Consider the following 1,952-nt stretch of genomic DNA (forward strand, 5'->3'; position numbering starts at 1 on the left):
TTTTTTTTATTTCCCGAAGGGTTATTTGTCAGAATGACAAACCGATTTCGAGCCGGCGAGAACCCATTGTCACACCACGATTTAGGGGGTGTGTATAAATGGGCACTCTCTGTGAAATTTGAAGCTTTGAAATTCCGAATGGCGCACTTATACACTCTGTCGAGTGAGTGCTAAAATGCTGAAGCATTTCCGTCAAGCGTGTGGAGGAATCTTGTAGAGAGATATAGCATAGATACCCGTATCTCTAGAGATATTTTGGTATATCCCTGCTATATCTATGGGGTATCTATGCTATATCTTTGGCTTCAAAAACGGCACCTGTTCTAAGAGCATAGAAACTCAACAGGCACAGCCTGTTTGACACCCTTTTTTTTAGGGTGGCACCGAGTTTCCTTATGCTCTTTTTCTCTGAAGCTAAACCTGTTTTATATGTCGTAGTCTTTTTATTGGGAGTGACCCCTTGCTGTACAATTTCCGGAGGTGCCGATAAGGGACGAATTTTCCCTTGTCGGTTGCCTTTGGGGATTGTAAGGGGTGGAGGCTCGGAATCAAAAGGAAACGAAATATCATTCCGAGTGTGCTTCTTTTTTCTGTTCTTGAATTCTATTATTTCCAATGTTAGAATTATGTTAACAACTTGTTAGGAGTGTGTTTGGATGGAAGAGAAAAAACAAATTGGACCTCGAATTACTGTTGAAACATTTAAAAAGCTAGAGTTATTAGCCGAACATTTTACAAAACACAATGAATTTGGAAGAGTTTCAAAAGATGCTGTAATTGAGTTTGCTATTAAGGAATTGTATAGGGACTATTTGGGAAAAGGACGCTAATTTTTGTTGAAAAACTGACTTCGGATTTGGGGTTCTTTATTATTAACTTGATTTTAATTAAACATTACAGGAAAAATTGAGGGGAAATGGATGGATAAACGCAATGGTGACGCGGTTTTCATAGCTCCAAATGATGTTGTAAAAGTGACCACTATGAATCACGTCATTGAAGTTCAGCATATGGAGAAGATGAACCGGAAAAATAATATCAAAAAATTGGACAAGGATAGGTTTGTAGACCTCTCTACTGGGGAGATCCGGGAGTTCGAGCATTCGGAAAATCGGCAGGAAAATTATAATTCTTTGAGACAAACCTTTAAGAAGCTGCGTTATTTGATAAATAACAATTTTATAGGACGGCCAAATGAATTACATATAACTTTGACATACAAGAAAAATATGACGGACACGAAAAAACTTTATAGTGATTTTCAAAATTTTATCGACAGGTTGCGTTATAAATACAAGAAAGAAAGTTCGATAGATTATTTATCGGTGGTAGAGCCACAAGGACGTGGAGCCTGGCATTGTCATGTTTTAATGCGCTTTAATGATTTGGATAAGATTTATATTAAAAATGCTGAATTAAGGAGTCTATGGGGTTTAGGATTTGTAACAATCAAGTCATTAAAGGATATAGACAACATAGGAGCCTATTTGAGCGCTTATTTGACTGATATAGACCTAGAAGATGTCCAAGACAGGGAAACAGCCTTAAAAGTGGCTTCAGAGGGCTGTGAGGTGCAAACAAAGATCGTAGAAGGTCGGGAAAAGAAATTTTTAAAAGGCGGACGGCTGCACATGTATCCTTCCGGAATGAATATGTATCGAAAATCAAAAGGGATTGTTAAGCCGGAACGGGAAGAAATGAAGTTCGGAGACATAAAAAAAGTAGTGGGTTCGGCAAAACCACACTACGAGAAAAGTTATCATGTCGAAAATGACAATTTTGAAAACACAATTTCGTTTCTCCAGTATAACACAAAACGTGATTTTTGAAGCAAAACGGTTCCTCTTTATGGAGCCGTTTTTTTTATTTCCCGAAGGGTTATTTGTCAGAATGACAAACCGATTTCGAGCCGGCGAGAACCCATTGTCACACCACGATTTAGGGGGTGTGTA

General features: G+C 38.2%; 2 protein-coding genes. Both read left to right on the forward strand.

Annotated elements, in window-relative coordinates; all coding sequences use genetic code 11:
• The first annotated feature begins 656 nt into the window (after positions 1 to 656).
• A complete protein-coding gene (locus tag ACFV61_RS35775; RefSeq protein ID WP_375839303.1) occupies positions 657 to 830 on the forward strand; it encodes a hypothetical protein in 174 nt (57 codons plus the stop codon).
• Positions 831 to 920: 90 nt separating this feature from the next.
• Positions 921 to 1,829: a hypothetical protein gene (locus ACFV61_RS35780; protein ID WP_375839305.1), complete on the forward strand. Its 909-nt coding sequence runs from the start codon at positions 921 to 923 to the stop codon at positions 1,827 to 1,829.
• Positions 1,830 to 1,952: the final 123 nt, after the last annotated feature.

The organism is Kitasatospora sp. NPDC059817, assembly GCF_042731835.1.
Taxonomy (GTDB): Bacteria; Actinomycetota; Actinomycetes; order Streptomycetales; family Streptomycetaceae; genus Kitasatospora.

What these genes read in the sequence shown, in the direction of transcription:
- ACFV61_RS35775 (WP_375839303.1), top strand. Translation starts at nt 657, where the DNA reads ATGGAAGAGAAAAAACAAATTGGACCTCGAATTACTGTTGAAACATTT.
- ACFV61_RS35780 (WP_375839305.1), top strand. Translation starts at nt 921, where the DNA reads ATGGATAAACGCAATGGTGACGCGGTTTTCATAGCTCCAAATGATGTT.